23 protein-coding genes are annotated in these 24,869 nt (G+C 70.3%); 14 read left to right on the top strand and 9 right to left on the bottom strand.

Annotated elements, in window-relative coordinates; genetic code table 11:
- Positions 1-76 precede the first annotated feature (76 nt).
- Genes BLQ39_RS08300 through BLQ39_RS08280 form a run of 5 tightly spaced genes read left to right on the top strand, consistent with a single transcriptional unit; the run spans position 77 to position 5,991 of the window.
- Positions 77-1,597, top strand: coding sequence for an ABC transporter ATP-binding protein (locus BLQ39_RS08300; RefSeq protein ID WP_092323191.1), 1,521 nt, complete (start codon positions 77-79; stop codon positions 1,595-1,597).
- Positions 1,594-2,895, top strand: a complete 1,302-nt coding sequence (locus tag BLQ39_RS08295; RefSeq protein WP_135109392.1) for an ABC transporter permease — start codon at positions 1,594-1,596, stop codon at positions 2,893-2,895. Before BLQ39_RS08300 ends, BLQ39_RS08295 begins: the two co-directional genes overlap by 4 nt.
- A complete protein-coding gene (locus tag BLQ39_RS08290; protein ID WP_092323190.1) occupies positions 2,892-4,187 on the top strand; it encodes an ABC transporter permease in 1,296 nt (431 codons plus the stop codon). Before BLQ39_RS08295 ends, BLQ39_RS08290 begins: the two co-directional genes overlap by 4 nt.
- Positions 4,188-4,207: 20 nt before the next feature.
- Entirely contained in the window at positions 4,208-4,624 is a 417-nt protein-coding gene (locus tag BLQ39_RS08285; protein WP_255452888.1) for a cytidine deaminase, read from the top strand.
- Positions 4,625-4,635: 11 nt separating this feature from the next.
- Entirely contained in the window at positions 4,636-5,991 is a 1,356-nt protein-coding gene (locus BLQ39_RS08280; RefSeq protein ID WP_092323228.1) for a thymidine phosphorylase, read from the top strand.
- 8 nt (positions 5,992-5,999) lie between these two features.
- On the opposite strand, the gene uriH is transcribed toward BLQ39_RS08280, so the two are convergent.
- Positions 6,000-6,944: a uridine-preferring nucleoside hydrolase UriH gene (gene uriH / locus BLQ39_RS08275; protein ID WP_092323187.1), complete on the bottom strand. Its 945-nt coding sequence runs from the start codon at positions 6,942-6,944 to the stop codon at positions 6,000-6,002.
- A gap of 178 nt (positions 6,945-7,122) precedes the next feature.
- Here uriH and BLQ39_RS08270 point away from each other — a divergent pair, with 178 nt between their 5' ends.
- From BLQ39_RS08270 to BLQ39_RS08260, 3 genes are read left to right on the top strand one after another with little or no spacing between them, the layout of a single operon-like run.
- Positions 7,123-8,244: an adenosine deaminase gene (locus BLQ39_RS08270; protein WP_092323185.1), complete on the top strand. Its 1,122-nt coding sequence runs from the start codon at positions 7,123-7,125 to the stop codon at positions 8,242-8,244.
- 41 nt (positions 8,245-8,285) lie between these two features.
- Positions 8,286-8,750, top strand: coding sequence for a PTS sugar transporter subunit IIA (locus BLQ39_RS08265; RefSeq protein ID WP_092323184.1), 465 nt, complete (start codon positions 8,286-8,288; stop codon positions 8,748-8,750).
- The gene (locus tag BLQ39_RS08260; protein WP_092323182.1) at positions 8,747-9,019 is read left to right on the top strand and encodes a PTS sugar transporter subunit IIB; all 273 of its coding nucleotides are present in this window, start codon (positions 8,747-8,749) and stop codon (positions 9,017-9,019) included. Before BLQ39_RS08265 ends, BLQ39_RS08260 begins: the two co-directional genes overlap by 4 nt.
- Before the next feature lies 1 nt (position 9,020).
- On the opposite strand, the gene BLQ39_RS08255 is transcribed toward BLQ39_RS08260, so the two are convergent.
- From BLQ39_RS08255 to BLQ39_RS08240, 4 genes are all read right to left on the bottom strand, one after another.
- Positions 9,021-9,485 carry a hypothetical protein gene (locus tag BLQ39_RS08255; protein ID WP_092323181.1) on the bottom strand — a complete coding sequence of 155 codons (465 nt, stop codon included), beginning with the start codon at positions 9,483-9,485 and terminating at the stop codon, positions 9,021-9,023.
- Positions 9,470-10,261, bottom strand: coding sequence for a hypothetical protein (locus BLQ39_RS08250; protein ID WP_092323179.1), 792 nt, complete (start codon positions 10,259-10,261; stop codon positions 9,470-9,472). Before BLQ39_RS08250 ends, BLQ39_RS08255 begins: the two co-directional genes overlap by 16 nt.
- Before the next feature lie 36 nt (positions 10,262-10,297).
- Positions 10,298-11,965 (bottom strand): phospho-sugar mutase, encoded by a 1,668-nt coding sequence (locus BLQ39_RS08245; RefSeq protein ID WP_241986979.1) that lies wholly within the window; start codon positions 11,963-11,965, stop codon positions 10,298-10,300.
- A 77-nt stretch (positions 11,966-12,042) separates the two neighbouring features.
- Positions 12,043-12,876: a purine-nucleoside phosphorylase gene (locus tag BLQ39_RS08240; protein WP_092323176.1), complete on the bottom strand. Its 834-nt coding sequence runs from the start codon at positions 12,874-12,876 to the stop codon at positions 12,043-12,045.
- A gap of 117 nt (positions 12,877-12,993) precedes the next feature.
- Between BLQ39_RS08240 and BLQ39_RS08235 the strand changes: the two genes are divergently transcribed.
- A complete protein-coding gene (locus BLQ39_RS08235) occupies positions 12,994-14,430 on the top strand; it encodes an NAD(P)H-quinone dehydrogenase (RefSeq protein ID WP_092323175.1) in 1,437 nt (478 codons plus the stop codon).
- 90 nt (positions 14,431-14,520) lie between these two features.
- Here BLQ39_RS08235 and BLQ39_RS08230 read toward each other — a convergent pair whose 3' ends face one another.
- Positions 14,521-16,293 carry an acetyl/propionyl/methylcrotonyl-CoA carboxylase subunit alpha gene (locus BLQ39_RS08230; RefSeq protein WP_092323173.1) on the bottom strand — a complete coding sequence of 591 codons (1,773 nt, stop codon included), beginning with the start codon at positions 16,291-16,293 and terminating at the stop codon, positions 14,521-14,523.
- A 100-nt stretch (positions 16,294-16,393) separates the two neighbouring features.
- Positions 16,394-17,071: a Maf family protein gene (locus tag BLQ39_RS08225; RefSeq protein ID WP_092323172.1), complete on the bottom strand. Its 678-nt coding sequence runs from the start codon at positions 17,069-17,071 to the stop codon at positions 16,394-16,396.
- 43 nt (positions 17,072-17,114) lie between these two features.
- On the opposite strand from BLQ39_RS08225, the gene BLQ39_RS08220 reads away from it, so the two are divergent.
- Genes BLQ39_RS08220 through BLQ39_RS08205 form a run of 4 tightly spaced genes read left to right on the top strand, consistent with a single transcriptional unit; the run spans position 17,115 to position 21,604 of the window.
- Complete coding sequence (locus tag BLQ39_RS08220; RefSeq protein ID WP_092323170.1) at positions 17,115-18,428, top strand: class I SAM-dependent RNA methyltransferase; 1,314 nt, start codon at positions 17,115-17,117, stop codon at positions 18,426-18,428.
- A 50-nt stretch (positions 18,429-18,478) separates the two neighbouring features.
- Positions 18,479-19,177, top strand: a complete 699-nt coding sequence (locus tag BLQ39_RS08215; RefSeq protein WP_422386375.1) for a response regulator transcription factor — start codon at positions 18,479-18,481, stop codon at positions 19,175-19,177.
- Positions 19,178-19,217: 40 nt separating this feature from the next.
- Positions 19,218-20,549 carry a sensor histidine kinase gene (locus BLQ39_RS08210; protein ID WP_092323167.1) on the top strand — a complete coding sequence of 444 codons (1,332 nt, stop codon included), beginning with the start codon at positions 19,218-19,220 and terminating at the stop codon, positions 20,547-20,549.
- Positions 20,546-21,604: a hypothetical protein gene (locus BLQ39_RS08205; RefSeq protein WP_092323166.1), complete on the top strand. Its 1,059-nt coding sequence runs from the start codon at positions 20,546-20,548 to the stop codon at positions 21,602-21,604. The genes BLQ39_RS08210 and BLQ39_RS08205 overlap by 4 nt, the downstream gene beginning before the upstream one ends.
- 343 nt (positions 21,605-21,947) lie before the next feature.
- On the opposite strand, the gene BLQ39_RS08200 is transcribed toward BLQ39_RS08205, so the two are convergent.
- Positions 21,948-22,187 carry an acyl-CoA carboxylase epsilon subunit gene (locus BLQ39_RS08200; RefSeq protein WP_092323164.1) on the bottom strand — a complete coding sequence of 80 codons (240 nt, stop codon included), beginning with the start codon at positions 22,185-22,187 and terminating at the stop codon, positions 21,948-21,950.
- Between the two features lie 7 nt (positions 22,188-22,194).
- On the bottom strand, positions 22,195-23,766 hold the full coding sequence (locus BLQ39_RS08195) for an acyl-CoA carboxylase subunit beta (protein ID WP_092323227.1): 1,572 nt from the start codon (positions 23,764-23,766) through the stop codon (positions 22,195-22,197).
- A gap of 246 nt (positions 23,767-24,012) precedes the next feature.
- Between BLQ39_RS08195 and BLQ39_RS08190 the strand changes: the two genes are divergently transcribed.
- A complete protein-coding gene (locus BLQ39_RS08190; RefSeq protein WP_092323163.1) occupies positions 24,013-24,864 on the top strand; it encodes a biotin--[acetyl-CoA-carboxylase] ligase in 852 nt (283 codons plus the stop codon).
- Positions 24,865-24,869 lie beyond the last annotated feature (5 nt).

The raw sequence follows: 24,869 nt of genomic DNA, 5'->3' as shown, positions 1-24,869 counted from the left end.
CGGCACGTAGATCTGTGGGGAGGCAGGCTCCGGCCGGCCTCCCCACAACATCGTTAACCACCCTAGGATCGGGAACATGAAGCTCGAACTGCGCGGCATCACGAAGACGTTCGGTGCCCTGGTCGCGAACGACCACATCGACCTCACGGTCGAGGCGGGAGAGATCCACGCCCTGCTCGGAGAAAACGGCGCCGGCAAGTCAACGCTGATGAACGTGCTCTACGGCCTCTACCAGGCCGACGCCGGTGAGATCGTGCTCGACGGAGTGGTGCAGAAGTTCGCCGGTCCCGGTGACGCGATGAACGCCGGCATCGGCATGGTGCACCAGCACTTCATGCTGATCCCCGTGTTCACCGTCGCCGAGAACGTCATGCTCGGCCATGAGGAGACGAACGTCCTCGGCCGGCTCAATCTCGGCGCGGCCCGCAAAAAGGTCAAGGAGATCTCCGACCGATTCGGCTTCCATATCGACCCGGATGCGCTCATCGAGGACCTCCCCGTCGGCGTGCAGCAGCGGGTCGAGATCATCAAGGCGCTGTCCCGGGAGGCGCGCGTGCTCGTGTTCGACGAGCCGACCGCCGTGCTGACCCCGCAGGAAACCGACGAGCTGATGGCCATCATGCGCCAGCTCAAGGAAGCCGGGACCTCGATCGTGTTCATCACCCACAAGCTCCGTGAGGTGCGCGAGGTCGCCGACCGGATCACGGTGATCCGGCGCGGCAAGGTCGTCGGCGAAGCGTCCCCGACGGCGACGAACACCGAGCTGGCCTCACTCATGGTGGGCCGGGCCGTCGAACTGACCGTGCACAAGGACGAACCGAAGCTGGGTCACGAAGCCCTGGTCGTGCGGGACCTCTGCGTCATCGACGCGCGCCACCAGCTCGTCGTCAACCACGTCAGCTTCGAGGTCCAGGCCGGGGAAGTGCTCGTCATCGCCGGCGTGCAGGGCAACGGCCAGACCGAGCTGATCGAGGCCCTGATGGGCCTGCAGCCCCGGGTGACGGGCACGATCGAGCTCAACGGCACATCCCTGCGCGGCCTCAGCGTGCGCAAGATCCTCGACGCCGGCGTCGGATTCGTGCCGGAGGACCGCACCGAGGACGGCCTGGTCGCCGCCTTCACCGTCGCCGAGAACCTCATGCTCGACCGCAGCACCGGAGCACCGTTCGTCAAGGCGGGCACCCTGCAGCGCGGCTTCCTCGCGGATTTCGCCCGGGAGAAGGTGACCGAGTTCGACATCCGCACCCAGGGCATCGACTCCCTCGCCGGCCAGCTCTCCGGCGGCAACCAGCAGAAGGTCGTGCTCGCGCGCGAACTCAGCCGGGAACTGCACCTGCTCGTAGCGACGCAGCCGACCCGCGGCCTGGACGTCGGCTCGATCGAATTCGTGCACAAGCGCATCATCGCGACCCGGGACGCCGGCATCCCCGTCATCGTCGTCTCCACCGAACTCGACGAAGTCGTCGGACTCGCGGATCGAATCGCGGTCATGTACCGCGGAGGAATCGTAGGTATCGTGCCCGGAACCACCCCACGCAGCGTCCTTGGACTCATGATGACGGGCGAACCCGCCCCCGGAACGGAGGCCGTGGCATGAGCGACAGCACCCGGCCGCCCGCCGAGCCCGCCGGCGCCGTGGCGGCGCCAGCCGACCACCCCGACGCCCCCCGGGGGCAGGACGCCGGCTCGGAGCGCTGGTCGCAGGCCATGCGCGACATCGTGGGCGGGAGCGCCGCCATCTCGGTGCTCGCCGTGTTCCTCGCCCTCGTCGTCGGCGCCATCCTGATCGCCCTCACCGATGAGCCGGTCCAGAAAGCCTCCGGCTATCTCTTCGCCCGGCCGGGGGACATGTTCGCCGCCGTGTGGGATTCCGTCTCCGGCGCCTACTCGGCGCTCTTTCAGGGCTCGATCTACAACTTCCGCCGGCCGGGATTCGCCGCCGGAATCCGTCCGCTCACCGAGACCCTCACCTTTGCCACGCCGCTGATCGCTGCCGGTCTCGGCGTCGGCCTGGCCTTCCGGGTCGGGATGTTCAACATCGGTGGCCGCGGGCAGATGCTGATCGCCGCCGCCAGCGCCGGCTGGGTGGCATTCGCCGTCGACCTGCCCGCCGGGATCCACCTCATCGTCGCCGTGCTCGCCGGCCTCGTCGGCGGTGCGCTGTGGGGCGGCATCGTCGGCCTGCTCAAGGCCCGCACCGGCGCACACGAGGTCATCGTCACGATCATGCTCAACTTCGTGGCGCTGTACCTGGTCTCGTACCTGCTGCGCACCCCCGGGCTGCTGCAGGAACCGGGGTCAAGCAACCCGCAAACGCCGCCGATGAAACCCACCGCCGTCTTCCCCGACCTGCTGGGGCCGACGTACAACCTGCACGCCGGCTTCCTCACGGTCGTCGCCGCAACGGTCTTCGTCTGGTGGCTGCTCAGCCGCTCGAACCTCGGGTTCCAGTTCCGGGCCGTGGGTGAGAACCCGAACGCCGCGCGAGTCGCCGGAATCAACGTGCAGAGCGTGTATGTGAGCGCGATGCTCATCTCCGGCGGGCTCGTCGGCCTGGCCGGGATCAACCAGGTGCTCGGCACCGTGACCACCGGTTTCGGCGCCGGGATCGACGCGAACATCGGCTTCGACGCCATCACGGTGGCCCTGCTGGGCCGTTCGCGTCCCTGGGGGATCTTCTTCGCCGGCGTTTTGTTCGGCGCGTTCAAGGCCGGGGGCTTCTCGATGCAGGCGGCCGAGGGCGTCCCCATCGACATCGTCCTCGTCGTGCAGTCCCTGATCGTGCTCTTCATCGCGGCGCCGCCGCTGGTGCGCGCGATCTTCCGGCTCCCGACACCGGGAACCAAACCCAGGTCGCGACCGACCGTCGTGAAGAAGGAGGTGACGGCGGGATGAGCACCATCACCCAGACCGTCCAGCCGAGCCAGGGCCAGCCGGCCCTGAGCACGGTCGTGCTCCGCAGCTGGAAGGCCGCGATCGCCCTCAGCATCTTCGCGGTCCTCGGCCTGCTCATCTTCGTCCTCCTCGGCGTGGACACCCAGGGGCAGGTGAGCACCTTCCGGCTGTCCCAGTCGCGCGATCTTATCCAGCTCCCGGACCTGGTGCTGCCGACCTTCGTCACCGCTGTCGTCTCCAGCATCCTGCTGTTTGCCATGGCCGCCTGGTCGATTTGGATCACCACTCACTCCCGCAAGGTGCCGCTCTGGCTCGTCGTGGTCTTCGCGGTGGTCTTCATGATCGGGTTCCTCACCTGGGCGGCAGCAGGCTCGACGATCCCCGTCCCGGGGCTCTTCGTGGGCACCATCACCCTCAGCGTCCCGCTGATCTTCGGGGCGCTCGGCGGTGTGATCTCCGAACGTTCCGGGGTCGTGAACGTGGCCATCGAGGGTCAGCTCCTCGCCGGGGCGTTCAGCTCCGCCGTCGTCGCCTCGATCACCGGCAACCCGTACCTCGGGCTCGTCGCCGCGGCGATCGCCGGCGTGCTCGTCTCGTTCGTGCTCGCCGCGTTCTCGATCAAGTACCTCGTCGACCAGGTCATCGTCGGTGTCGTGCTCAACGTGCTCGTGATCGGGCTGACGAGCTTCTTCTTCTCCCAGCTCCTCTCACCCAATGCCGCGGCGCTCAACACACCGGAGCGTTTCCCCCGGATCAACATCCCGCTGCTGAGCGAGATCCCGATCCTCGGCCCGGCGCTCTTCCGCCAGACGTTCATCGTCTACTTCATGTATGTCGCCGTCGCCGTGATCTACTTCGGGCTGTTCCACACGAAGTGGGGACTGCGGCTGCGCTCCGTCGGTGAGCACCCCAAGGCCGCCGACACCGTGGGCATCAACGTCAACGGCACCCGGTTTTGGAACGTGTCCCTGGCCGGTGCCATCGTCGGCTTCGGCGGTGCGTACTTCACCCTCGGATCCGTCGGCGCATTCAACAAGGAAATGACAGCCGGCCTCGGCTTCATCGCCCTCGCCGCCGTCATCTTCGGCCGGTGGGACCCGCTGAAGGCGACCCTCGCGGCGCTTCTGTTCGGTTTCGCCAGCAACCTGCAGAACGTGCTCAGCATCATCGGGTCACCGGTGCCGAGCGAGTTCATGCTCATGCTCCCGTACGTCGTGACGATCTTCGCCGTCGCCGGCCTCGTCGGCCGGTCCCGGCCGCCTGCCGCCGACGGCAAGCCGTATATCAAGTGATGACTTCAGGATCGGATGACGTGACCCCACCAGCGGGCGACATTGACTGGGATGCGCTGCGCGAAGCGGCCATGACGGCGATGGCCCTGGCCTATGTGCCGTACTCGAATTTCCCGGTCGGGGTGGCGGCACTCGTCAGCGACGGGCGGATCATCAGCGGCTGCAACGTGGAGAACGCGTCCTACGGGCTCACGCTCTGCGCCGAATGCGCCCTCGTCTCGTCGCTGCACATGACCGGGGGCGGCCGGCTGGTCGCGTTCACCTGCGTCGACGGCCACGGGCAGGCGCTGATGCCGTGCGGCCGCTGCCGCCAGCTGCTCTACGAACACTCCGCGCCCGGCATGCTGCTGGAGACGGTCTCGGGCCTGCGCACCATCGATGAGGTGCTGCCGGATGCCTTCGGGCCCAGGCAGCTGGCCGAGTACCAGGGAGAATGACGGGGATGACCATGGACTCCAGTGCCGGCGCCAGCGCCGCCGCCCTTCCGGCCGGTTCGGCCGGGAGCATCGAGGCGTTCGACACCGTCGACCTCATCCACGCCAAACGCGACCGCGGCGAACTCAGCACCCCGCAGATCGACTGGCTGATCGACGCGTACACCCGCGGCTATGTGGGCGACGAGCAAATGGCCGCCATGACCATGGCCATCTTCCTCAACGGCATGACCCGCCGGGAGATCCGCGACCTGACCATGGCGATGATCGACAGCGGCGAACGGATGAGCTTCGAAGGCCTCGGCAAGCCGACCACCGACAAGCACTCCACCGGCGGCGTCGGCGACAAGATCACCCTGCCGCTGATGCCCCTCGTCGCGGTGTTCGGCGTGGCCGTGCCTCAGCTGTCCGGCCGCGGCCTCGGCCACACCGGCGGCACCCTCGACAAGCTCGAATCCATCCCGGGCTGGCGCGCCAACCTCAGCAACGAGGAGATGATCGCCCAACTGCGCGAGGTCGGCGGCGTGATCTGCGCCGCGGGCAGCGGCCTGGCCCCGGCCGACGGCAAGCTCTACGCCCTGCGCGACATCACCGGCACCGTCGAGGCGATCCCGCTGATCGCATCCTCGATCATGTCGAAGAAGATCGCCGAGGGCACCAAGGCGCTCGTGCTCGACGTGAAGTTCGGCTCCGGCGCCTTCCTGAAGAACATCGAGCAGTCCCGGGAACTGGCCCGCACCATGGTCGCGCTCGGCCACGATGCCGGGGTCGCGACCTCCGCGCTGCTCACCAACATGAACGTCCCGCTCGGCCTCGCCATCGGCAACGCGAACGAGGTGCGCGAGTCGGTCGAGGTGCTTGCGGGCGGCGGGCCGGCCGACATCGTCGAGCTCACGATCACGCTGGCGCGCGAGATGCTCGCCCTCGCCGGGAAGACCGACGTCGACGTGGAGGCCGCCCTGAAGGACGGCCGGGCGATGGACAAGTGGCGCCAGGCCATCCGCGCCCAGGGCGGCGACCCGGATGCCGCGCTGCCGGTCGCCCGCGAAACCCACGTCGTTCTCGCCGACCGGGACGGCATCCTCGTGCAGCAGGACGCCCTGCCGTTCGGCATCGCAGCCTGGCGGCTCGGCGCCGGCCGCGCCCGCAAGGGGGACCCGGTGCAGCACTCGGCCGGCGTCGACCTGCACGCCAAGCCGGGGGACGCCGTCACGAAGGGCCAGCCGCTGTTCACGCTGAGCGCCGACGAGCCCGCCCGGTTCCCGCGCGCGCTCGAGTCGGTTGAGGGCGCCTGGCGGATCGGCGACCCGGGTGAGCCGGTGCTGACCGGCGGCCCGCTGATCGCCGAGCGCATCACCGCCGACGACTGACCCGTCTGCTACTCCGGGTCGCCGATTCGCTCGAGCGCGTCGACGATCAACGACCAGAACTTCTCGTGGTCGAGGTCGACGGCGACCTGCGTGGTGCAGTCCGCCGGGGCGGGGGCTCGGAAGTCGGCGACGGTCATGCCCAGGGTGAGCGTGCCGGTAAGTTCCACATCGAGCGGGGTGCGGCGCACCGCCATCACGCTGGGATCGATCACGTAGGCCACCGCGCACGGGTCGTGCACCGGCGGGTGGTCGAAGCCCTGCGCCTCCTTGTAGGTCCCGGCGAAGAACTCGAGAAGCTCCCCGACGAACCTGGCCGGCCCGGTGCCGACCGCGGCGATCCGCGCCGCCACGGCGGGCGTCGCGAGCGCCTGGTGGGTGAGGTCGAGGCCGATCATGGTGAGCGGCCACTTCTCGTTGAAGACGATGTGCGCGGCCTCCGGGTCGATCACGATGTTGAACTCGGCCGTCGCCGACCAGTTGCCCACGTGGTATCCGCCGCCCATCAGCACGACCTCCCTGACCCGCTGGGCGATCCGGGGTTCCTTGCGCACGGCCAGGGCGATGTTGGTGAGCGCGCCGGTGGGCACGAGGGTGATCTCGCCGGGCTCGTGCGCCATGATCGTGTCGATGATGAGGTCGACGGCGTGCCGGGGGTCGAGCCGGATGACGGGCTCGGGGAGTACCGGCCCGTCGAGGCCGGACTCGCCGTGGATGCTCGGCGCCGTCTCGATCCGGCGCACGAGCGGACGCGCGCAGCCGGCCGCGAACGGCACGCCGGTGATGCCGGCCACGCGCGCGACGGACAGCGCGTTGCGGGTGACCTTGTCGAGGGTCTGGTTGCCCATCACGGTGGTGACGGCGACGAGGTCGATGTCGGGGTTGCCGTGCGCGAGCAGCAGCGCGATCGCGTCGTCGTGGCCCGGGTCGCAGTCGAGGATGATTTTGGTCGGCATGTGCCCAATCTATCCGCGCGTCGCTAGTGGCCCGCCCCGAGTGGGCGACCGGTTGAGTTGCGGGGAAAGTACCTTCGTCAGCACTGTGAAGGTACTTTCTCCGCGATTCGGCGTGGCACCCAGCGAGCATTCAGGAAACAGGGAGGCTCGCGGGGCGCTCCGCCGGTAGATTAGGGGGGTGAACACGAGCCCAGACGAATACCTGCTGCCCGGCGGCGGAGCGAGCATCAACGCCCTGCCCAAGATCTCCCTGCACGACCACCTCGACGGCGGGCTGCGCCCCGCGACGATCGTCGAGCTGGCCGACTCCGCCGGCGTCGACCTGCCGACGACGGATGCCGCGAGCCTGGGCTCCTGGTTCGTCAGGCAGGCCAACTCCGGCTCCCTGGTCGAGTACCTCAAGACCTTCGACGTGACCACCGCCGTCATGCAGACCCGCGAGGGGCTCGTGCGCGTCGCCCGCGAATTCGTGGAAGACCTGGCCCGCGACGGCGTGATCTACGGCGAGGTCCGCTGGGCCCCCGAACAGCACCTCACCCGCGGACTGACCCTCGACCAGGCCGTCGAGGCGGTGCAGGAGGGTCTTGACGCCGGTGTCGAGCACGTCGGACAGGCCGGCCACGACATCCGCATCGGCCAGCTCGTCACGGCCATGCGGCACGCGAACCATAGCCTCGAGATCGCCGAACTGGCCGTTCGCCACCGGGGGAACGGCGTCGTCGGCTTCGACATCGCCGGAGCGGAGCTGGGTTTCCCGGCCCGCAACCACGTGGCCGCCTTCGACTACCTCGCCCACGAGTTCATGCCGGTCACCGTGCACGCCGGCGAGGCCGACGGGCTGGAGAGCATCCGCGGGGCCCTGTTCGACGGTCGCGCCCTGCGCCTCGGTCACGGCGTTCGCCTCGCCGAAGACGTGAAGATCGGCCGCGCCGACGGCGACAACACATTCGTCACGCTCGGCCCGCTCGCCCAGTGGGTGCGCGACCGCGAGATCGCCCTGGAGCTGAGCCCGTCCTCCAACCTGCAGACCGGCGCGATCGCGGCCTGGGGCAAGGACCTGCTCGACCACCCGTTCGACCTGCTCTACCAGCTCGGCTTCCGGGTCACCGTCAACACCGACAACCGCCTGATGAGCAATACCACCCTCTCGAAGGAGATGGCGCTGCTCAGCGACGCCTTCGGCTACGACATCGACGACCTCGAGGTGTTCCAGCTCAACGCGGCCGCGGCGGCGTTCCTCCCGCTCGAAGAACGCGAGGAACTGGCGGATGCCATCGTCGCCGGATTCGAGAACGAGTAGGCATCGGCCGCTCCGGTCGAGCCCGCGCGAACCGTGACACGATGACGCTCCTGCCCCTTCCCCTCGACGCGATCGAGATCGGCGTGCATGCCGATACCTGGCGTGCCGCAGTGACCGCGGCGGGAGACGCGCTGCAGCGCTCCGGCGCCACCGAGGCCGGCTACACCGAACGGATGATCCGCGTCATCGACGAATTCGGTGCCTACGTCGTGATCGCCCCCGGGCTGGCCCTGGCCCACGCCCGGCCGGGGCCCGATGTGATCACCGAAGGCCTGAGCATCGTCACCCTGGCCGAACCTGTCGCGTTCGGGCATCCGCACAACGACCCGGTCGGCGTCATCGTCGGCCTGGCCGTCCGGAACGGCGACGAGCACCTGCATGTCGTCGCCCAACTCGCCAATGTGTTCAACGATCCGCAGGTGATCCCCGCGATCGCGGCGGCGACGGATGCCGAGGCCATCCGTTCCCTGCTCGGAATGACCGACCCCGCGAAGGAACCGGAATGAAAATCGTCGTCATGTGCGGTGTCGGAATCGGGACGTCCGCCATTCTCAAGGTCAACGCCGAGCGCGCGCTGGAACGGCTCGACATCGACGCCGACGTGACGGCCACCGACGTCGCCGGCGTGCAGGCGGCCGGCTCGGACGCGCAGGTCATCCTCACCTCGCCGGAGCTCGTGCACGCGATCGGCAAGACCAACGCCGACGTCATCGTGATCGACAACTACTTCGACCTGGACGAGCTCACCGCGAAGCTGGAAGCGGCCCTGGGCTAGTTCAGGCGACGCCCGGAGCCGCCGGGCCGAGGGCCCGCCTGGGCCGATTGAGCCGCGGGAACACAACGGCTGCGAGCACAACGGCGAGCACCGGAGACGCGAAGGCTGCGAGGAGCAGAGCCGCGCCGGTGAGCACGGTCAGGCCGAGGCCGATCAGGGCCGCGGTGGAGGCCCGGCCCGGTCCGACCAGCGGCAGCCGGGCGAACACGCCCACCGCGATCGCCAGCCCGTAGAGGAGCAGGCCGAGGGCGGCGAGAATCCAGCCCACGGATGACCCCGTGCCGGCGGTCAGCACGTTGTCGGCGGAGAACGCCGCCGCGGCCAGGAGCGCGCCGGCCAGCAGCGCGGCCGGAGCCCAGGCGACCCACCGCGGCGCGTGCCTCGTCCGGCGCCGGTCCGCCACGAGCGCCAGGGCGAGCAGGAGCGGCAGCGCGCCGACGAGCCCCGCCGCTATGCCCCAGCCCATTGCCGTTGTGCCGTCGAGGCCGCGCCCGAGCCACGGCCAGTGGCTGCCCGACAGCGCAAAGGCCACGGCGCCCGCGCCGAGCCCGGCGCTGAGCCAGGCCAGCCCGCCGGGGCGCGGCCGACCGGGGCGCGTCCCTCCGGCTCCGCAGCCGCAGCCGGGGAATCGGCGGCACGGGGGGCCGCGCGCGGCGCACCGGCGAAGAGCACGAGCACGGTGACCGCGATGCTCGCCAGCACGGGGGTGACCGGCGCGACGAACGACATCCCGATGGCCGGCGCGGCGAACACGGCGATCAGGCAGGCCACGATCCCGCGGCGCGGGCGCGAGAGGCTCGTCCGGCGGACGAAGACGTCGAGGGCGGTGAAGACCGCGGCCGCGCCCAGCGGCCAGTTCGTGCCGAGGAAGACGAGGAACAGGTCGGCGAACAGCTCGGCGGAGGGGGTGGACGGCCGGTGGCCGTCCGCCAGATCGAAGCCGACCGCCCAGGAGGCCGCTGCGAGTGTGCCGGCGGTGCAGGCCGCCACGCCGAGCAGGGCGGCGGTCACCGCGTGGCGGGCCGGCACGAGGCGGGACCGAACGGCCCAGCTTGCGAGCACGACCAGGAGCAGGGCGGGCGCGGCGCCGAGGCCGAGCACGGTTCCCGCCATCGCCAGTGCGGGGTCCGCCGCCGCGCCGAGACCGAGTGCGAGTGCGAGGCCGAGGCCGGCCGTGGCGACCGCGACGAACCCGAGCCACGCCTCACCGACGTACCGCGCCGTTCCCCCCGGAGTGCTCATGCCGCCAGTATGGCAGCGCGCCGGGCCTGTCGAACGCTAGGCGATCAGGGCGCGCATGCCGCGGTCGAGGTCCGCGAGGGTGGCCTCGGCGGCGGCCTTGCGCTCGGGCACCGTGCCGATCGAGGAGCGCGTGTCGAGGTAGACCTTGAGCTTGGGTTCGGTGCCGCTCGGGCGCACCATCACCCGGGACCCGTCGGCGAGGCGGATCCGCAGCACGTCGCTGGGCGGGAGCCCGCCGACGCCCTGGCTGAGGTCGTCGATGGAATCGACCCGGATGCTGCCCACGAGCTTGGGGGGATTCGCGCGCAGCCGCGCCATCACCCGGTGGATCTCCGCGACGTCGGTGACCCGCACCGAGATCTGACCGGAGGCGAAGTGCCCGAACCGCTCGCTGAACCGGTCGAGGTGGTCGGCGACGGTGAGGCCGTCTGCCTTGAGCTCGCCGGCCAGGGCGAGGAACGCGAGCGCGGCGGAGATGCCGTCCTTGTCGCGCACCACGGCGGGGTTCACGAGGTAGCCGAGGGCCTCTTCGTAGCCGAAGATCAGCGCCGGGGCGCGGGAAACCCACTTGAAACCGGTGAGGGTCTCGACGAAATCGAGGCCGTACGCCGTGGCGACGGAGGCCAGCGCCGGCGAGGACACGATCGAGCAGGCCAGGGTCCCGGTGGGGCCCTCCGGCGAGTTCGCGGCGATCTCGGCCGCGCGCCAGCCCAGGATCGCGCCCACCTCGTTGCCGCTCAGGCGGCGGTAGCCGTCCGGGGAGTCGGCGTCGGGGATGGCGATGGCGAGACGGTCGGCGTCGGGGTCGTTGGCGATGATCAGCTCGGCGCCGGCCTCCCGGGCGGTGGCGTAGGAGAGGTCCATCGCTCCCGGCTCCTCGGGGTTCGGGAAGGCGACGGTGGGGAACGCGGCATCCGGGGCGATCTGCGCGTCGACGAGGGTCGGCAGGTCGAAGCCGGCGGCCTCGAGCACCCGGCGGGTGGTGTCCCAGCCGACGCCGTGCAGGGCCGTGTAGACGGCGTTCACCTGCGCGCGCGGCGGCGCCGCCAGGCTCGCGGTCGCCTCGATGTAGGCCTGCACGACCGACTCGGGGGCGGTCTCGTAGGCGGCCCGGGGCAGCTCCGGCACGAGGCGCTCGGCCGCGACGCGCAGGATTTCGGCGGCGATGCCCGCGTCGTCGGGGGACACGATCTGCGAGCCCTCGTTCTCCCCGCCGAGGTAGACCTTGTAGCCGTTGTCGTTGGGCGGGTTGTGCGAGGCCGTCACCATGACGCCCGCGCTGGCGCCGAGGTGCCGCACGGCGAAGGCGAGCACCGGGGTCGGCAGCAAACGGGGGAGCAGGATGGCGCGCACCCCGGCGCCCGCCATCAGCGCCGCCGTGTCGGTGGCGAACACGGAGGAGTTCTTGCGTCCGTCGTAGCCCACGACGACCGACGGGACGGTGCCTTCCGGGGCGCGGGCGACCAGGAACGCGGCGAGTCCGGCGGCGGCCTGGGCGACGAGCACGCGGTTCATCCGGTTCGAGCCGGCCGCGATCGCCCCGCGCAGCCCGGCGGTGCCGAAGGCGAGCCGTTCGTCGAAGCGGGCATGCAGCTCGGCGAGGGCCTCGGGGTCGCCGGCGGCCGCCGACGAGACGAGCGGACGGAGTTCGCCCTGGGTTTCGGGGTCGGGATCCTGGCCGAGCCACGCCCGGGCCGCTGCGATGACCGGATCGGCGGCATCCGCGGCAGTCGGTGCGGAGTGTCGCCCGCGCGCGTCGGGGCCGGCGCCGTTCTCCGGGCTCACAGGGCGGCCACGATCCGGGCGAGGAGGGCGCTGATCACGGGTTCGGCGTCGCGGCCGGCCTCGAGCACCTCGGCGTGGCTGAGCGGTTCCTTCTGGATGCCGGCGGCGAGGTTCGTGATCAGGGACATGCCGAGGATCTCCATGCCGGACTGCCGGGCGGCAATCGCCTCCAGCGCGGTCGACATCCCGACGATGTGGCCGCCGATGACCTTCGCCATCTGCACCTCGGCGGGCGTCTCGTAGTGCGGGCCGCGGAACTGGCAGTACACGCCCTCGTCGAGGGTCGGTTCGATGGTGCGGGCCAGGTCGCGCAGCCGGCTCGAGTACAGGTCGGTCAGGTCGACGAAGGTCGCTCCCTCGAGCGGTGAATCCGCGGTGAGGTTGATGTGGTCGCTGATCAGCACGGCTGTGCCCGGCTTCCAGGTCTCGCGGATGCCGCCGGCCCCGTTGGTCAGGATCATCGTGGTCGCCCCGGTGGCGGCGGCCGTGCGCACGCTGTGCACGACCCGGCGCACGCCGTGGCCCTCGTAGTAGTGCGTGCGCGCGCCGATCACGAGCGCGCGCTTGCCGCTCGGCAGCAGCACCGAGCGGAGCATGCCGCCGTGCCCTTCCAGCGCGGGGGCGCCGAACCCGGTGATCTCCTGCGCGGGAATCGTGTGCGTGGTCTCGCCGATCAGGCCGGCGGCGCTGCCCCAGCCGCTGCCGAGGGTGAGGGCGACGTCGTGCCGCGGGGCCCCGGTGATGTGGGCGATTTCCTGGGCTGCGATCCGGGCGATCTCAAAGGGATCGGCATCGGGCAGGTCAAGCGGGTTGGTCGGGGTCGTGAGCATCCCACCACTCTAATTGCCTGTCGAATTCGACGGACATATTGCTCACATGTGGGCGGCGTGGCGTTCCGACGAGGGCGCGGTTTGGCGAGGGGTGCCGTGGAGCGAGAGAATAGAGCAATGGCCTACGAGTTTGAACGCAAGCAACGCATCGCCGTACTCGGCGGAGGGCCCGGCGGCTACGAGGCGGCTCTTGCCGGCGCCCAGCAGGGAGCCGATGTCACCCTGGTCGAGCGAGTCGGTGTCGGCGGATCCGCAGTGCTCACGGATGTCGTGCCGTCCAAGTCCCTGATCGCCACGGCGGAGGCCTCCAACTCCATCGGCGAAGCCACCGACCTCGGGGTGCAGTTCTTCGTGCGCGGGGACACCGGAAAGCCGTCCCGGCCGGAGGTTGCGATCAACCTGACCGCGGTCAACAAGCGTCTTCTGGCGATGGCACGGCAGCAGTCCGAAGACATGAAGGCCACGCTCATGCACGCCGGCGTGCGCCTCGTGCAGGGCCACGGCCGGCTCGACGGCACCAGCGGCGTCATCGTGTCCACGGCGGACGGCGAATCGGGCACCGACTTCGACCGGATCGACGCAGACACCATCGTCGTGTCGGTCGGCGCGAGCCCGCGCATCCTGCCGTCGGCGCTGCCGGACGGCGAACGCATCCTCACCTGGACCCAGCTCTACAACCTGCGCGCCGTGCCGGAGCACCTGATCGTCGTCGGGTCCGGCGTCACCGGCGCCGAGTTCGCCTCCGCCTACCGCGCCCTCGGCGCGAAGGTCACCCTCATCTCCAGCCGCGACCAGGTGCTGCCCGGCGAGGACGCCGACGCCGCGCACGTGATCGAGAACGTGTTCAAGCGCAACGGCATGGTCGTGCTGTCCAAGTCACGCGCGTCCTCGGTCGAGCGCACGGCCGGCGGCGTCCTCGCCACCCTGTCCGACGGCCGCACGGTCGAGGGCAGCCACTGCCTGATCGCGGTCGGCTCCGTGCCGAACACCGCGGGGATCGGCCTGGAGGAGGCGGGCGTGCAGCTGGCCGACTCCGGCCACATCCGGGTCAACCGGGTCGCCCGCACGTCGATGCCGAACGTCTACGCGGCCGGGGACTGCACGACCGAGCTGCCGCTGGCATCCGTCGCGTCGATGATGGGCCGCACGGCCGTCTTCCACGCGATGGGCGACGCGGTCAACCCGATCGAGATCCGCAACGTGGCCGCGAACATCTTCACCCAGCCGGAGATCGCGACGGTCGGCTGGTCGCAGAAGCAGATCGAGGAGGGGCTCATGCAGGGCGACATCTACAAGCTGCCGCTCGCCTCGAACCCCCGCGCCAAGATGATGGGCATCAAGGACGGCTTCGTGAAGCTGTTCGCCCGCACCGGCAGCGGCACCGTGATCGGCGGCGTGATCGTGGCCCCCAAGGCCAGCGAGCTGATCTTCCCGCTCGCCCTCGCGGTGGAGCACCGGCTCACCGTCGACGACGTCGCGCAGGCGTTCCCGGTCTACCCGTCGCTCACCGGCTCGATCACGGATGCCGCCCGCGCCATGCACGTCGTCCTCTAACCTCTTCAAACGTCCCTCGATACCCCGCGAAACCGCAGTTGTGCGCGCTAAAACGCGCTCATAACGCGCACAACTGCAGACTCGCGGGGTCTACGCAGCGTCGAGGACGGTGAGCAGAAGATGGCCGGATGACACGGTCGTCCCGACCTCGGCGCCAACGCTGCCGATCACGCCGTCCTTGTGCGCCATCAGCGGCTGCTCCATCTTCATCGCCTCGAGCACCAGCAGCAGGTCCCCCTTGACGACGGCGTCGCCCACGGCCACGAGCAACTTCACGATGGTGGCCTGCATGGGCGACTTGACGGCGTCGCCGGTGGCCGTGTCGATGGCGTGGGCGCCCGCGCGACGGCGGGGAGCCGGGCCGCCGGTGGCCTGGGCCGCGCCGCCGGGCAGCAGACGCGTGGGGAGGGACACTTCGATGCGCCTGCCCTCGACCTCGACGACCACGCTGTGCCGCTTCTGCGGTCCGGCGGTCTCCTCCAGGGTGCCGCTCCACGGTTCGATGGTGTTCTCGAACTCGGTTTCGATCCACCGGGTGTACACCGAGAACGGTGCGCCGTCGGCCGGGGCGAACGCGGGGTCGCGCACGATCGCACGGTGGAACGGCAGCACAGTCGGCAGCCCGGCCACTTCGAACTCGTCCAGGGCGCGCCGGGAGCGCTCGAGGGCCTCTTCGCGGGTGGCGCCGGTGACGATGAGCTTGGCGAGCAGGGAGTCGAACGACCCCGAGATCTCGTCGCCGGCCTGCACGCCACTGTCGACGCGCACGCCGGGGCCGCCGGCGGGCTTGAAGACGTGCACGGGGCCCGGTGCCGGCATGAAGCCGCGGCCGGCGTCCTCGCCATTGATCCGGAATTCGAAGGAGTGCCCGACGGCAACCGGGTCACCGTAGGTCAGTTCTCCGCCCTCCGCCATCCGGAACTGCTCGCGGACGAGGTCGATGCCGGTGACCTCCTCGGAGACGGGGTGCTCGACCTGCAGGCGGGTGTTGACCTCGAGGAACGAGACGGTGCCGTCCTGGCCGATCAGGAACTCGCAGGTGCCGGCGCCCACGTAGCCGACCTCGGCGAGGATGGCCTTCGAGGCGCGATACATCTCGGTGGTCTGCGCCTCGGTGAGGAACGGAGCCGGCGCTTCTTCGACCAGCTTCTGGTGGCGCCGCTGGAGCGAGCAGTCCCGGGTGGAGACGACGACCACGTTGCCGTGCACGTCGGCGAGGCACTGCGTCTCCACGTGGCGGGGCTTGTCCAGGTACTTCTCGACGAAGCATTCTCCCCGACCGAACGCGGCCACGGCCTCGCGCGTGGCCGAATCGAAGAGCTCGGGGATTTCTTCGCGGGTGCGGGCGACCTTGAGGCCGCGTCCGCCGCCACCGAAGGCGGCCTTGATCGCGACGGGCAGCCCATGCACGTCGACGAAGTCGAGCACCTCGGATGCATCGACGACCGGATTGAGGGTGCCCGGGGCCATCGGGGCGTGCACCTTCTCGGCCACGTGCCGGGCGGACACCTTGTCGCCGAGCTTCTCGATCGCCTCGGCCGATGGGCCGATCCAGATCAGGCCGGCGTCGATGATGGCGCGGGCGAAGGCGGCGTTTTCGGCGAGGAAGCCGTAGCCGGGGTGCACCGCGTCGGCGCCGGAGCGGCGGGCAATGGAGAGGATCTTCTCGATCACGAGGTACGTTTCAGCGCTGGTGGTCCCCTCGAGGCCGTAGGCCTCGTCGGCGAGCCGCGCGTGCAGGGCGTCGCGATCCTGGTCGGCGTAGACGGCGACGGAGAGGATGCCGCTGTCCTTCGCGGCGCGGATCACCCGGACGGCGATCTCGCCCCGGTTGGCGATGAGGACCTTCGTTATAAGCGACACAGTGACCTAGCTTAGGCGGCGCGGTGAGCCGGGCTTTGGTTCCGTCATACAAAAAGGTGCCGGTAAGGAGTGCGGATCCCTACAACGATTGCCCGAGCGCTCAGAGGGCCCCGGCGCGGTTCCACAGGCTCGGCCACGAGTATCCGAGACCCGAAACCAGCCGGCGCAGCGTCGGCAGGGACAGCCCGACGACCGTAGAGGGGTCGCCGGAAATGCGGGTGATGAACGGCCCGCCGAGGCTGTCGATCGTGAAGGCGCCCGCCACGAAGAGGGGCTCGCCGGTGGCGATGTACGCGTCGAGTTCATCGTCGCCGATGTCGTCGGCGAAGGTGACGTCGGCGACGGCGACCGCGCCGACCGCCCGCCCGGGCGCGCCGCCCAGCTGCTCGATCAGCCAGTGGCCCGAATACAGCTGCCCCGTGCGGCCGCGCTGGTTGTGCCAGCGCTCACGGGCCTTCTCCGGCGTGTGCGGTTTGCCGTAGATGACCCCGTCGATCACGAAGACGGAGTCCCCGCCCAGGATGAGGCCGTCGATGGGCGCCGCCCCGTCCGCCGCCCCGTCCGCCGACCCGTTCCCGGCCCGCGACACGGCCTCGGCCTTGGCCCGGGCCAGCAGCTCCACCACGTGGTGCGGGGTCAGCGGGGCTCCCTGCACCCGGGCTGCCTCCGCAGCGACCGCGTGCTCGTCGACGTCGGGGGCCAGCGTCACCGGTTCGATCCCGGCCGAACGCAGCAGCGTGAGTCGCGCCGGCGAGGTCGAGGCGAGGTAGAGGCGCATGGGGTCCTTCGTACAATGTCGAGCGGTGTGGGATGCTCAATGAATGGTTTCGAGCAATAACATTCAAGCGGATTCGAGCGGTCAGGCACCCGAGGTGGGCACCGAGCTCGAACTCGACGTCACCAACGTAGCCCACGGCGGAATCTTCGTCGCCCGGCACGAGGGTCGCGTGGTGTTCGTGAGCGACACCCTGCCCGGCGAACGAGTCCGGGCGCGGCTGACCGACGCCAACAAGAAGAGCTTCTGGCGGGCGGAGACCATCGCGGTGCTGAGTGCTGCGCCGGAGCGCCAGCCGCACGTGTGGTCGGCCGCCGCGATCGAGCGCGCCCCCGAGGACCGCGCCGGCGGGGCCGAGTTCGGGCACATCGAGCTCGGCTTCCAGCGCGAACTCAAGCGGCAGGTGCTCGCCGACGCCCTCCAGCGCATGGCGGGCGTCGAATCGGATGTCACCGTCGAGGCTGTCCCGGTCGGCCGCAACGCGTCGCCCGGTGACGCGATGGACGGCACCGGCTGGCGCACGCGCATCCGCCTGCACGTTGCCGACGACGGGTCGATCGGCCCGTACGCGGCGAGGTCGCACCGGGTGATCGCCGTGGGCGACCTTCCCCTGGCCGAACGGTCCGTGGAGGCGGCCGCGCCGCTCGACACCCGCTTCCCGGGGGCCGCATCCGTCGACGTCGTCGCCCCGAGCGTCGGCGACGTGCAGGTACTCGTCGCCGAGAAGGATGCCAGGGGCAAGCGCATGCCGACCCCGCGCAAGGTCATTCGCGAGGTCGTGGGCGACCGCGAGTTCCGTCTCGACGCGGCGGGCTTCTGGCAGGTCCACTCCAGGGCGGCGGAGACCCTGTACCGGGCCGTGCAGGACAGCATCGACGAGGCCGACTTCGACCCGCGCGCGTCGAACCTCGACCTGTACGGCGGCGTCGGGCTGCTCGCCGCGGCGGTCGGGGACCGTTTCGGCTCCGACGTGCGCATCACCTCGGTCGAGAGCGACCCGCAGGCGACCGATTTCGCGGCCGAGAACCTCAGCGACTGGATCGGCGCCCGCGCGCAGACCGACCGGGTCGACCGGTACCTGCAGGGCATCGTGCGTGACGCCGGCGCGCTGGAGCGCGGCCGGCAGCAGGCGGCCACCGTCGTGCTCGACCCTCCCCGGGCCGGCGCGGGCAAGGCCGTCGTCGACCAGCTCGGAGCGCTCGGACCGCGCCGGATCGTCTACGTGGCCTGCGACCCGGTGGCCCTGGCGCGCGACGTCGCCCTCTTCGCCGGCCACGGCTACGAGCTCCGCGCGCTGCGCGCCTTCGACCTGTTTCCGAATACCCACCACGTTGAATCCGTCGCAGTGCTGTCCAGGTAGATATCCTTAGCCCGGACACCGAAACAAAGGACACCACTCACGTGACCCAGATAACACCAGAAGCCACAGCCCCGTTGCCGGGGAGCACGGCCGTCCGGGTCGGCATCATCGACGACCACGAATCGGTTCGGCTGGGACTCAAGGCGGCCTGTGAGAACGTGGGCTACGAGGTCATCCACACGGCCGCCTCCGCCCGCGACTTCGTCGAGGGCCTGGGCGACCGCACCTGCGACGTGATCGTGCTCGACCTCTCCCTCGGCGATGGTTCGGTCGTGACCGAGAATGTGCGACTCGCCCAGAGCACGGGTTCGTCGGTGCTCGTGCACAGCATCGCGGACCGGGTCGCCCTCGTGCGTGAGGCGCTCGCCGCCGGCGCGGCCGGGGTCATCCCGAAATCGTCCGCGACCGCGACGGTCATGGCCGCCGTCGCCACCGTGGCGCGCGGCGATGTGCTCAACAACCTCGAGTGGGCCACGGCCATCGACGCCGACAGCGATTTCGCCAAGGCACAGCTTGGCCGCCGCGAACGGGATGTCCTGCACCTGTACGCCTCCGGCCTGCCGCTCAAGATGGTTGCCATGCAGCTCGGCATCGCGCATTCGACCGCCCGCGAGTACCTCGACCGCATCCGGGTGAAGTACATCGAGGTCGGCCGGCCGGCCCCCACCAAGGTGGACCTGCTCCGGCGCGCCGTGGAAGACGGCATCCTCCCCGGGCTCGACCCGGATGGCGGGGATGCGCGCGCCTAGGCCCGCGCCGTCCCCGGGCGACGGCGGCACGGTCCGGTCAGTGGCCTTCGGCGCGGACCCGCTCGAGGTGGAACTTCTCGGCAAGGCCAGGCAACCGCGCAAGCCGATCAGCCGCGCTCAGATCGAAACGGTTGTCTCCCGGTCGGTGGCCGGGGTCGGCGTGGTCTTCGCCCTGCAGGCGCTGCCGGTCATGATCGAACAGCTTCAGGTTCGCCTGCCGGCGGTGGGCGTGATCGGGCCCGTGATCCTCGCTGTGGCCCTCGGCTTCGTCGTGCTCGCCACGACGTTCAAGGTGGGCATCAAGACCGCCACCGGCTCCGTCGCCATGATCTACCTGCTGGCCCTCATGGCCTGGCCGTTCCTGATGCGCGATCCCGAGCAGGTCCTCGACGGGGTGCCCTGGCTCTGGTTCCTCTGCACCGTCGCCACCTCGTGCGCCGCGATCGCTTTCCCGCTGTTCTGGGCGGCCGGGTACACGCTGGCCATCCCGGTCCTGTACGGCGTCCTGCGGGTGACGCCCTCCGGCGGCGGCGCAGACGGCCTGCTCGCCTCGCTCGACGCGGTGTACGCGATGCTGCTGGGCCTGGTCGTGCTGATCATCATCGCCATGCTTCGCCAGGCCGCGGCGGCGGTGGATGCCGCGCAGCTGAATGCGCTCGACCGGTACGCCCTCGCGGTGCGCCAGCACGCCACCGAGAGTGAACGGGTCGAGGTCGACTCGATCGTGCACGACACCGTGCTCGCCACCCTCCTGTCCGCCGCGGGGGCCCGCAACGCGACGGCGGCCCGCCTGGCCGCGGTGATGGCCCGGAACTCGCTCGACCGCCTGGAGGAAGCCGGTTCGGCGTCCGTGAGCGACGAGACGGTGATCCCGTTCGAGGTCCTCAGTCGGCGCATCCGGGATGCGGCGGCCGCGATCGCCAGCTCGTTCGTCGTGACGGAGCAGGACCTGGGCGCGGCGACGGTGCCCGTTCACGCGGCCGAAGCCCTTTATTCGGCGAGCGTCCAGGCGATGGTGAACAGTCTTGAGCACGCCGGGACGGCCGGGGCAGCCGTTGCGCGGACGCTCACGATGGGCCCCAACGCGCGGGGCGGATGCACCATCGAGATCGCCGACACCGGTGTCGGGTTCGACCCCGCGCTGGTGCCGGGCGAGCGCCTCGGCCTGCGCGTCTCGATCCAGGAGCGCGTCACGAGCGCCGGGGGCTCGGTCGTCGTACGCACGGGCGTCGGCCGGGGGACCAGGATCGTCATTGACTGGCCGCGGTCGGCGGGGGCGGCCGACCCCCTGGTCGGGCTGGTCCCGCCCGAGGAGCTTCCGCTGCTCCCCCTCGCGGATGCCGCACCGACCGACGCGGGGCCGACGGCATGATCACCGTCCCCCGAGGGCTCGTCGTTGGACTGGCCGCCCTGTTCTCGGCCTACCACGTCGTGCTCGGCATCTATTCGCTCGGCGTGGCGTACCACCCCGCCCCGGCGATCGTCGCGATCGGTCTGTACGTCGTCGCGACCACACTGAGCCTGTGGCCGTCCGGCCCGGTGCGGATGCCGCTCTCGCTGGCGCTCTTCAATGTCGCGGTCTGCGCCTCCCTGCCGCTGCTCGTGGGCAGCCAGCTGGATGGCTCGTCCTCGGCTAACGGGTACGCTACCTGGTACGTGGCCGCCGTCGGAACGCTTATGACGATCACGGCCACCCGGAAGCAGCAGGGCCCGTCCCTCGTCGGAGTGATCTTCCTGATGGTGCACACCATCGTCTGGGCAGGCCCGGGTGCCCTGGCGTCAATGGGAGTCATCGGGAGCGCGGTCTGGGTGGTCGTCGCAATCCTCACCTCGCGGGCGCTCGCCAAAGCCGGCCGCGACGCCCGGCAGTACGCCCTCGCGGAACGCGAAGCGACGGAGTGGCAGGCAGCGCAGGAGGCTCACCTCGACGAACGGCAGGTTCGGCTCGCCCACACCATCCGACTGGCGGCACCGATGTTGCGCCGGATCGTCGAGGTCGGCGGCGCACTGAGCGAAGCGGAACGGCAGGAATGCCGATACCTGGAGGCTGCCGTCCGCGATGAAATCCGTGGCCGCAAGCTGCTCAATGACGCCGTGCGCCAGAACGTCATGGCCGCCAGGCGGCGCGGCGCGGTCGTCACACTGCTCGACGAGGGCACCATTGACGACCTCTGCGGGAGCGAACTGGACGGCGTGCTCAACCGGCTCGCGGACGCGATCGGCCGCACCACGGCCGACAAGATCATCGCTCGCACCTCGGCGAACGGCTCGGACACCGCGGTCACCGTGGTCGGCCTGAGCGGCGCAGACACGAGCAGCGCCGACCCGAGCGTCAGCGCGCTTGGCCAGGACACGCCCGGCGAGGAAGTCTACCTCTGGCTCGAAATCCCGCGCGCTCAGCCCGACCCGCGCGCGCAGGGCCGCTGACCTTCGCCGAACTGTGAGTTTGGCACCTTCCGGGCGCCCGGGAAGGTGCCAAACTCACAGTTCGGCGCGACGATGGATGCGCGATGAGGAATGCGAAAGGGGACCAGCCGTGAGGTTGGTCCCCTTTCGCATTCTGGGCCAGAGCGACAACCCGAATGCCACCCTGACGGGCCCCCAGCCGAATCGGTTACTTACCCTAGTCGCCGAGCGGTGGGTGGTGTGCCTGCGAGAGGCGCACCGGGCAATACTCATCCTGGAGGAGCGGCGAGCCCCCGCACAGTCGGCACTTTAGGGGACATTCCGCGTCTACCGCGCGGCCCCGAGAGGGTGCGCGGCGGCGGCCTCAGGCCGAGAAGCCGCGCCAGCGGCCGTGGCCGGGCGTCATCGGGCCGCGGATGCCGCGCTGGCTGACCTGCCAGGCGCTCTGCCCGCGCTCGGGGGCCGCGCGGATGCCGTCGGACTCCTCCTGGAGCACGCCGCGCAGCACGGCGGTCACCGCGGATGCCTCGGCGTCGGTGACCCGACGGGTCACGAAGGCGAGCTCCGACGGATCGAAATCGGCTGAATTCGTTGAGGCAGTCATGGCGCCGCTACAGCGGAATGTTCCCGTGCTTCTTGGGCGGCAGGCTGGCCCGCTTGGTGCGCAGCGCGCGCAGGGCCTTCGTGATCGCGACCCGGGTCGCGGCCGGCTCGATGACGCCGTCCAGCTCGCCGCGCTCGGCCGCCAGGAACGGGCTGGCCACGTTGTACGTGTACTCGTTGGCCAGGCGCGTGCGCACGGCGGCGACATCCTCGTTCGCTGCCTCCGCCTTCTTGATCTCGGCACGGTAGAGGATGTTGACGGCGCCCTGGCCGCCCATGACCGCGATCTCCGCGGTCGGCCAGGCGAGGTTGATGTCCGCGCCGAGCTGCTTGGACCCCATCACGATGTACGCGCCGCCGTAGGCCTTCCGGAGGATGACGGTCACCAGCGGAACGGTCGCCTCGGCGTAGGCGTAGAGCAGCTTCGCGCCGCGGCGGATGACGCCGGTCCATTCCTGGTCGGTGCCGGGCAGGAAGCCGGGCACATCGACGAGGGTGAGGATCGGGATCGAGAAGGCGTCGCAGAACCGGACGAACCGGGCCGACTTCTCGCCGGCCTGGATGTTCAGGGTTCCGGCCATGGCGAGCGGCTGGTTGGCCACGATGCCGACCGAGCGGCCGTCGATCCGGGCGAAGCCGACGACGATGTTCGGCGCGAACAGCGGCTGGGTCTCGAGGAAGTCGCCGTGGTCGACGAGGCTCTCGATGACCGTCTTCACGTCGTACGGCTGGTTCGGCGAGTCGGGAATGATCGTGTTGAGCTTGTGGTCGGCGTCGGTGATCTCCAGCTCGGCCTCGCTGTCGAACACCGGCAGCTCGGCCAGGTTGTTGTCCGGCAGGAAGCTGAGCAGGGTTCGCGCGTAGTCCAGGGCGTCGGGCTCGTCGCTGGCGAGGTAGTGCGAGACGCCGGACACCGTGTTGTGGGTGAGCGCGCCGCCGAGCTCCTCCATGCCGACATCCTCGCCGGTGACGGTCTTGATCACATCGGGGCCGGTGACGAACATCTGGCTGGTCTTGTCGACCATGATCACGAAGTCGGTCAGGGCGGGGGAGTAGACCGCGCCGCCCGCGGCGGGGCCGCAGATGATCGAGATCTGCGGGATCACGCCGGATGCCGCCGTGTTGCGCCGGAAGATCTCGCCGTACTTGCCGAGGGCGACGACGCCCTCCTGGATGCGCGCTCCGCCGGAATCGAGGATGCCGATGATCGGCACGCCGGTCTTCAGCGCGAGGTCCATCACCTTGATGATCTTCTCGCCGGCGACCTCGCCGAGCGAGCCGCCGAAGATGGTGAAGTCCTGCGAGTAGACGCAGACCTGGCGGCCGTGGATGGTGCCGGTGCCGGTGACGACGGCGTCGCCGTAGGGCCGTTTCTTCTCCATGCCGAAGGCGACGGTGCGGTGGCGCACGAATTCGTCCATCTCGACGAAGGAGCCGGAGTCGAGCAGCATGTTGACGCGCTCGCGGGCGGTCATCTTGCCCTTGGAGTGCTGCTTCTCGATGGCCGCCTCGCCGCTGGCGGTCACGGCCTCGTGGTAGCGCGCCTTGAGGTCGGCGAGCTTTCCCGCGGTCGTGTACATGTCGGGGCCCGAATCGGGCGAGTTCTCAGTCACGCGGTTCACTCTACCGGCCAGCCCGTGGCGGCACCCGTTGACGATTCTCCACAAAGATCGCCCGTTTCGCTGGTCGGTTCCCCTTCCCCTCCCGCGGCCAACACTTCCCCTCCCGGGGTCAACTCAGGAGAATCCGGGAACTGGGGCCCGAAACTCGGTCTTTCGGCACCGATTCGGCAGAATAGCCTGAGTTAGCCCCGGGAAGAGGTGCGCATGGAGTTTCCACTCAGCAGCAAGGTCGCCCCGCGGCTGGAATACCTGGCCGAGGTCGGCTCGACGAACGACGTCATGGCCGGGCACGCAAGTGGGCCGGATGCCGCCGCCTGGCCCAACCTGTCGGTGGTCGTCACCGACAACCAGACTCGCGGCCGCGGCCGGCTCGGCCGCACCTGGCTCGCGCCGACCGGCAAGTCGCTCGCCATCTCGGTGATCCTGCGCCCGACGACACGCGGCGGCCAGCCCCTGCCGCCCGACCAGCTCGGCTGGTTCCCGCTGCTCGCCGGGGCGGCGATGACCAGGGCCGTGCGGGGCGTCGTCGAGGCCAGCGCCGCCCGGCCCCGGCCCTCCGACGCGCCGGGCGAGGACGCGCCCCGGCACGAGGTCACCCTCAAATGGCCCAACGACGTGCTCATCGACGGCTACAAGGTGTCCGGCGTCCTGTCCGAACTCCTGCCGGATGCCCGCGGCCTCATCATCGGGACCGGCCTGAACCTGAGCCTTGACGAACACGACCTGCCCACCCTCACCTCGACCTCGCTCCTGCTGGTCACGGGCAGCAGCCCGAGCCCGGATGCCGTGCTCGCACGCTACCTCACCGAGCTGCGGGACCTCGCGGGCGCGTTCACCGCCGCCGGCGGGGATGCCGTGGCCAGCGGCCTGCTCGAGCAGGTCACCGAACTGTGCGGAACACTCGGCTCCCCGGTGAGGGTGGAGCTGCCCGGCGGGACCGACCTGATCGGCACCGCAATCGCCCTCGACACGCACGGACGGTTGATCGTCGAGGACCACGCGAATGGCGAGCTGCAGGCCGTCGCCGCGGGCGATGTGACCCACCTACGGTATTAATGGAG

It is taken from the genome of Cryobacterium psychrotolerans (genome assembly GCF_900101115.1).
Classification (GTDB): domain Bacteria; phylum Actinomycetota; class Actinomycetes; order Actinomycetales; family Microbacteriaceae; genus Cryobacterium; species Cryobacterium psychrotolerans.
The sequence above is the reverse complement of the archived record's forward strand: the minus strand, read 5'-3'. Positions and strand labels throughout refer to the sequence as shown.

What these genes read in the sequence shown, in the direction of transcription:
- BLQ39_RS08300 (WP_092323191.1), top strand. Translation starts at nt 77, where the DNA reads ATGAAGCTCGAACTGCGCGGCATCACGAAGACGTTCGGTGCCCTGGTC.
- BLQ39_RS08295 (WP_135109392.1), top strand. Translation starts at nt 1,594, where the DNA reads ATGAGCGACAGCACCCGGCCGCCCGCCGAGCCCGCCGGCGCCGTGGCG.
- BLQ39_RS08290 (WP_092323190.1), top strand. Translation starts at nt 2,892, where the DNA reads ATGAGCACCATCACCCAGACCGTCCAGCCGAGCCAGGGCCAGCCGGCC.
- BLQ39_RS08280 (WP_092323228.1), top strand. Translation starts at nt 4,636, where the DNA reads ATGGACTCCAGTGCCGGCGCCAGCGCCGCCGCCCTTCCGGCCGGTTCG.
- uriH (WP_092323187.1), bottom strand. Translation starts at nt 6,944, where the DNA reads ATGCCGACCAAAATCATCCTCGACTGCGACCCGGGCCACGACGACGCG.
- BLQ39_RS08265 (WP_092323184.1), top strand. Translation starts at nt 8,286, where the DNA reads ATGACGCTCCTGCCCCTTCCCCTCGACGCGATCGAGATCGGCGTGCAT.
- BLQ39_RS08260 (WP_092323182.1), top strand. Translation starts at nt 8,747, where the DNA reads ATGAAAATCGTCGTCATGTGCGGTGTCGGAATCGGGACGTCCGCCATT.
- BLQ39_RS08255 (WP_092323181.1), bottom strand. Translation starts at nt 9,485, where the DNA reads ATGGGCTGGGGCATAGCGGCGGGGCTCGTCGGCGCGCTGCCGCTCCTG.
- BLQ39_RS08250 (WP_092323179.1), bottom strand. Translation starts at nt 10,261, where the DNA reads ATGAGCACTCCGGGGGGAACGGCGCGGTACGTCGGTGAGGCGTGGCTC.
- BLQ39_RS08240 (WP_092323176.1), bottom strand. Translation starts at nt 12,876, where the DNA reads ATGCTCACGACCCCGACCAACCCGCTTGACCTGCCCGATGCCGATCCC.
- BLQ39_RS08235 (WP_092323175.1), top strand. Translation starts at nt 12,994, where the DNA reads ATGGCCTACGAGTTTGAACGCAAGCAACGCATCGCCGTACTCGGCGGA.
- BLQ39_RS08225 (WP_092323172.1), bottom strand. Translation starts at nt 17,071, where the DNA reads ATGCGCCTCTACCTCGCCTCGACCTCGCCGGCGCGACTCACGCTGCTG.
- BLQ39_RS08220 (WP_092323170.1), top strand. Translation starts at nt 17,115, where the DNA reads ATGGTTTCGAGCAATAACATTCAAGCGGATTCGAGCGGTCAGGCACCC.
- BLQ39_RS08205 (WP_092323166.1), top strand. Translation starts at nt 20,546, where the DNA reads ATGATCACCGTCCCCCGAGGGCTCGTCGTTGGACTGGCCGCCCTGTTC.
- BLQ39_RS08200 (WP_092323164.1), bottom strand. Translation starts at nt 22,187, where the DNA reads ATGACTGCCTCAACGAATTCAGCCGATTTCGATCCGTCGGAGCTCGCC.
- BLQ39_RS08195 (WP_092323227.1), bottom strand. Translation starts at nt 23,766, where the DNA reads ATGTACACGACCGCGGGAAAGCTCGCCGACCTCAAGGCGCGCTACCAC.
- BLQ39_RS08190 (WP_092323163.1), top strand. Translation starts at nt 24,013, where the DNA reads ATGGAGTTTCCACTCAGCAGCAAGGTCGCCCCGCGGCTGGAATACCTG.